The sequence below is a fragment of the uncultured Mucilaginibacter sp. genome (assembly GCF_903913935.1).
Classification (GTDB): domain Bacteria; phylum Bacteroidota; class Bacteroidia; order Sphingobacteriales; family Sphingobacteriaceae; genus Mucilaginibacter.
On record NZ_CAIWNH010000203.1, the window covers coordinates 1 to 5026 of the forward strand.

Genomic DNA, 5026 nt, shown 5'->3' on the forward strand with positions numbered 1-5026 from the left:
ATGCAAGTCAACGAAACGGAGTTAATTCATTACCTATCAGCCGCACGCCGTTAATAAGGGCATTACATTTTGTTGAATGTCCTGTGTAGAGATTGCTTCGTTCCTCGCAATGAGCGGCTTTTTTATTTTTTCTTCAAACCCAAAATCGAAAAATCACTATTTGCTTTTTTAATGATATTGCCCAGCATACCTAAACCGGTTACTTCCATCTCTACCAGGTCGCCGTCTTTTAGCCATTGGGCTTGATAGTTGGGGTCGTTAAGCAGCCCGGTGCCGTTTAGTTCAAGGAAACAGCCTGTTCCTACTGTGCCGGAGCCTATTACGTCGCCGGGTAGTACATCGCAACCGTAGGCAGCGCGTTCAATAATTTCGGCGAAGGTCCAGTCCATATCAGCCATATTGCCTTTTGATACGCCTATGCCGTTTACTGCGCACTTCATTTCTAAATTATACGCATTACCGGTATGCCCGGCTTTGGGCGCTGTTTTGTATTTCTCCAGTTCATCCGGCGTTACCAGCCAGGGGCCTATCACCGTACAAAAATCCTTGCCTTTTGCAGGGCCCAGGTTCAGCAGCATTTCTTCCAGTTGCAGGGTACGTGCGCTCATGTCATTCATGATCATGTAACCGGCAATCAGGCTATCGGCGTCAGCCGCTTTAATATTACGGGCCTTTTTATTCAATACCACGGCCACTTCCAGCTCAAAATCAAGTTTTTCGAAATGATCGGGCATACATTCGATCTCGCCGATGCCCTGTATGGCGTTATGGTTGGTAAAGTAGAAGATTGGGTACTGGTCAAATTCCGGGATCATCGGCGCTTTGCGGTTGCGCCTTGCAGACTCCACATGCTGCCTGAAAGCGTAGCCATCCCTGCATGAGGTTGGGTGCGGCACAGGCGCCAGCATCTCAAAAAACAATTCTTCTTTAGCCTCCAGCTTGCCAGAAGCGATAGCATCATTAATACGGTGCGCGCGTTCCATCAGCTCAACGCCTCCCCATAAAAATTCATTCATATTATCGGGGAGCAGCTTATCGCAGGAGTTAAGGTTATAAATATGCCCTTTTACGTAAACACCCAAATGCTCACGGTCTTCGGTTTTGTAGGATACTAATTTCATGGATTTGTATTATTGGTTTTTCAAACTTAGGTTTTTTTGGTTGATTTATTGTTGAAAGGTTGTAATGTTGGAAAGTTGTAATGTTATTTTTTTAGTTACGCCCGACTGAAGCTACTTTCGGACTTCCGGACTTTCCCGACTTTCGGGCTCCCCTTGCAATTAACATATATTACAACTAACTTTGCTTTATCCAATTTATGAGCATACAAAAGCATTTTCTATTTTCCCTGGGCCTCACTTCAATGAGTGATGCTTCTTCTTTCCGGGATGCTGTGCTCGCTAAGATCGTTTTGGCGCAATACTAATTTGTTGAAGACTGTTGAAAAGTTGGAAGGTTGTAATGTTAATACAACATCTGGCTTAAAACTATTCAACCTTTCCGCTTGTTAAATATTTAGTACTGAATTGTTTGGGTTGATGACTATTTCAACATTCCAACTTTACAACATTAAAACATTCCAACAAAAACAACAACATGCCTGTTTATCATACTTTAGGAGCTATCCCGCCAAAGCGGCATACGCAGTTCCGTAAGCCCGATGGTACTTTATATGCCGAGGAGCTGGTATCAACCGAAGGTTTCTCGAGCCTCTATTCGCTGGTTTACCATGCCTACCCGCCAACGGTGGTAAAAGAGCTGGGCGAACCCTATTCAGTTGAGCCAAAGATAGCCCGCGAAAAGCACCTGAAACATACCAGCCTCATCGGTTTTAAAATTGAACCGGAAGACGACTATTTAAAAAGCCGCAAACCCGTACTGGTTAACAGCGACCTGCAGATCTCGCTGGCCGCCCCGCGTAAATCCATGACGGATTATTTCTACAAAAACAGCCAGGCGGATGAAGTGGTGTTTATCCACGTAGGCTCGGGTACGCTGAAAACAGGCTACGGGCATATCAAATTTGCTTATGGTGACTACCTGGTGATCCCGCGTGGTACCATTTACCAGATGGAATTTGACACCCCCGATAACCGCCTGTTTATTGTAGAAAGCTTTAGCCCGATACGGGTACCCAAACGCTATACCAACGCCTACGGGCAGCTTACGGAGCAATCACCATACTGCGAGCGCGATATTAAACGCCCCACCAACCTGGAAACCCACGACGAGAAAGGCGATTTTAAAGTGCTGATCAAAAAACAAGGTTTAATCTATCCCTACATCTACGGAACACATCCATTTGATTTTATTGGCTGGGACGGTTTTCATTATCCCTGGGCGTTTTCGATCCATGATTTTGAGCCGATAACCGGCCGCCTGCACCAGCCGCCACCGGTACACCAAACCTTTGAGGGCCATAACTTCGTGATCTGCTCATTTGTGCCACGTAAATACGATTATCATCCGCTATCTATCCCCGCCCCATACAACCACAGCAATGTGGATAGCGACGAGGTGCTTTATTATGTAGATGGCGACTTTATGAGCCGCAAAAGCGTAGTAAAAGGACAGATCACCCTGCACCCCGGCGGTATCCCGCACGGGCCGCACCCGGGCGCGGTGGAGAAATCTATCGGCAAAGAATCAACCGACGAACTGGCCGTGATGATAGACCCTTTCCGTCCGCTGATGCTGACTGAAGACGCGATAAAAATTGAGGACGGAGATTATTACAAGAGCTGGATGTAAGAGTTTGTTGTAAGGTTGGAATGTTGTAAGGTTGAAAAGTTAGCCTGTCAACTATAAAAATCCAACCACGCAATAACATTACAACATTTCAACTTTACAACATTTCAACAAAAACAATGGAAACATTAACCATAGAAAAACCAACCAACGCAACTGACTTTTTACCGTTAAACGGTACCGATCATGTTGAATTTTATGTGGGCAATGCCAAGCAGGCTGCCTTTTACTATAAAACCGCCTTTGGCTTTAGCGATTTGGCTTATGCAGGGCCTGAAACCGGGCTACGCGACAGGTCGTCGTATGTGTTGCAACAAGGCAAGATCCGCCTGGTGCTAACCACGCCATTACATTCAGAACATCCCATCGCGGAGCACATTAAAAAGCATGGCGACGGGGTAAAGGTGCTGGCATTATCAGTTGATGATGCTTACGATGCGTTTGAGCAAACTACCAGCCGCGGAGCCAAACCTTATATGAAACCCCAAACTTTAAAGGATGAAAATGGTGAAGTGAGGATGAGCGGCATTAAGCTTTATGGCGAAACGGTTCACCTTTTTGTGGAGCGCAAAAACTATAAGGGTATTTTCCTGCCGGGATATCAAAAACACGAATCTACTTACAATCCACCCTCCACCGGTTTACAGTATATCGACCATTGTGTGGGCAACGTGGGCTGGCATAAAATGGATGAATGGGTAAACTTTTATGAGGAGGTAATGGGCTTTAAAAACATTTTAACCTTTGATGATAAAATGATCAGTACCGAATACTCGGCCCTGATGAGCAAGGTAATGAGCAATGGCAACGGTTATGTAAAGTTCCCCATAAATGAACCAGCTGAAGGCAAAAAGAAAAGCCAGATAGAAGAATACCTGGAGTTTTATGAAGACGAAGGCGTGCAGCACCTTGCCCTGGCTACCCATAATATTGTGGAGACAGTAACCGAACTGCAAAACCGCGGCATCGAGTTTTTAACCGTACCTACCAGCTATTACGATGAACTGCTTGACCGTGTTGGCCATATTGATGAGGACCTGGAGCCATTGAAACGCCTCGGCATTTTGGTAGATAGGGATGATGAGGGCTATTTGTTACAGATCTTTACCAAACCGGTAGAAGACAGGCCAACCCTATTTTTCGAGATCATCCAGCGCAAAGGCGCCAAGTCATTCGGCGCAGGTAATTTTAAGGCGCTGTTTGAAGCGATTGAGAGAGAGCAGGAAGTAAGGGGGAATCTTTGATTTCGGATTTCGGATGTTCGATTTCGGAATTGGGATATTTAAATAACCCAATAAGTAATACAATTCCTCACCCTCTTTACCGCTTGCGGTAGAGAGGGTCGACCAGCGTAGCGTAGTCGGGGTGAGTAGACTCGCCGACATGCATTGGCGGTAATGTCCGCCGGGGTTTACTCACCCGGTCGTAGCTTCGCTCGACCACCCTCTCTCCACCAAGCCGGAAAGATGGTTTAAGGAGAATATAATTTCGATTTCGTTTCTATTAATTAAATCTTCCCTCATCCTTCACTACCTTTGTTGCATGTCCACCAGTTCCGCTATCCATTTCAACTTAAAATATCAGGACCTTTTATTATTACCCCAAAAAGCTATCTACTGGCAACAGGAAAAGGCTTTAATTGCTGCCGATGTGCATTTGGGTAAGGTGGGGCATTTCCGCAAAGCGGGGATAGCCGTACCGCTTGATCTGGAACAAAACGAGCTGGCTGTCCTATCGGATCTTATTTTTGAGCACAAGGCTGAAAAACTGATCTTACTGGGCGATTTTTTTCATAGCGATATGAATGCCGACTGGGACTGGTTTATATTATGGCGAAGCCAGTTTCCCAAGCTCGAGATCATCCTGATCAAAGGCAATCATGATATTATTGATGAATCGCATTATCATCACTTGAACATTACGCTGCATGATGAGCTGTTGATCGGTCCTTTCCTGATGCTGCACCATCCACTCGTTGAAGACGATTTGCAAAGCGCTGCCGGTTATGTTTTTTGCGGGCATATCCACCCGGGTATTAGCCTGGCGGGAAAAGCGCGGCAGCATATGACGCTGCCTTGCTTCGCATTTGGGGCTAAACAGGCCATTCTGCCTTCGTTCGGCAAGTTTACCGGCAGGGTTGCTATCCGCAGCAACAAAACCGACAGGATCTTCGCGATAGCAAAAGATAAAGTACTGGCCATTGCTTAAAGGGTGAAGAATAGAGAGCCAGGAATCAAGAAAAAAAAGCAATATTGGCAAGAAATAGTTTTTTACGCAA

Annotated in this window: 4 protein-coding genes; 3 read left to right on the plus strand and 1 reads right to left on the minus strand. The window is 45.7% G+C overall.

Going from position 1 to position 5026, the window contains the following annotated elements; translation table 11 throughout:
* Positions 1 to 122: 122 nt before the first annotated feature.
* Positions 123 to 1121: a fumarylacetoacetate hydrolase family protein gene (locus tag QZY09_RS07475; protein WP_295670415.1), complete on the minus strand. Its 999-nt coding sequence runs from the start codon at positions 1119 to 1121 to the stop codon at positions 123 to 125.
* 475 nt (positions 1122 to 1596) lie between these two features.
* Here QZY09_RS07475 and QZY09_RS07480 point away from each other — a divergent pair, with 475 nt between their 5' ends.
* The 3 genes from QZY09_RS07480 to pdeM all read left to right on the plus strand — a co-directional run bounded on the left by QZY09_RS07480 (position 1597) and on the right by pdeM (position 4956).
* Complete coding sequence (locus QZY09_RS07480; protein WP_295670418.1) at positions 1597 to 2751, plus strand: homogentisate 1,2-dioxygenase; 1155 nt, start codon at positions 1597 to 1599, stop codon at positions 2749 to 2751.
* Between the two features lie 116 nt (positions 2752 to 2867).
* A complete protein-coding gene (gene hppD, locus QZY09_RS07485) occupies positions 2868 to 3992 on the plus strand; it encodes a 4-hydroxyphenylpyruvate dioxygenase (RefSeq protein WP_295670420.1) in 1125 nt (374 codons plus the stop codon).
* 298 nt (positions 3993 to 4290) lie between these two features.
* On the plus strand, positions 4291 to 4956 hold the full coding sequence (pdeM, locus tag QZY09_RS07490) for a ligase-associated DNA damage response endonuclease PdeM (RefSeq protein WP_295670423.1): 666 nt from the start codon (positions 4291 to 4293) through the stop codon (positions 4954 to 4956).
* Positions 4957 to 5026 lie beyond the last annotated feature (70 nt).

Excerpts from the sequence above, each read along its gene's own strand:
- QZY09_RS07475 (WP_295670415.1), bottom strand. The coding sequence starts at position 1,121 with ATGAAATTAGTATCCTACAAAACCGAAGACCGTGAGCATTTGGGTGTT.
- QZY09_RS07480 (WP_295670418.1), top strand. The coding sequence starts at position 1,597 with ATGCCTGTTTATCATACTTTAGGAGCTATCCCGCCAAAGCGGCATACG.
- hppD (WP_295670420.1), top strand. The coding sequence starts at position 2,868 with ATGGAAACATTAACCATAGAAAAACCAACCAACGCAACTGACTTTTTA.
- pdeM (WP_295670423.1), top strand. The coding sequence starts at position 4,291 with ATGTCCACCAGTTCCGCTATCCATTTCAACTTAAAATATCAGGACCTT.